Genomic DNA, 358 nt, shown 5'->3' with positions numbered 1-358 from the left:
TACTGGGCTTCCATTTAAGGTATCGTTGCCCGTTAATGCCGTGGTGGTGCCACCTGGTAATCCATTAACCGAAGGGGTCGTTTCTGTTACCGCAACAATTATATTTATAGGTGTTGGAGTAACACTAGAGGTATTATTTCCAGGGGTAGGATCTGCTTCATTGGCAGCTATACTCGCACTGTTGGTATACGTTCCAGAGGCATTGACTGTGGCAATGATAGATAATGTAGCATTAGCTCCATTGGCTAAAGTACCAATGGCCCAGATTCCAGTTCCACTTGTATAGGTTCCTGAAGCTGTGCTGGCACTTACAAAAGTATAGCCAGAAGGTAAAATATCTGTTACACTCACTCCTGTT

General features: G+C 44.1%; 1 protein-coding gene. It reads right to left on the bottom strand.

Annotation, left to right across the window (positions count from 1 at the left end; translation table 11 throughout):
* The coding region (locus tag FLACOL7796_RS20495) for a DUF11 domain-containing protein (RefSeq protein WP_173972657.1) at nt 1-358 on the bottom strand (358 nt) is incomplete at both ends.

Origin of the sequence: Flavobacterium bizetiae (assembly GCF_902804475.1) — a bacterium.
GTDB lineage: Bacteria > Bacteroidota > Bacteroidia > Flavobacteriales > Flavobacteriaceae > Flavobacterium > Flavobacterium bizetiae.
Note: the sequence above shows the minus strand (reverse complement) of the source record. Positions and strands in the feature narration are given on the sequence as shown.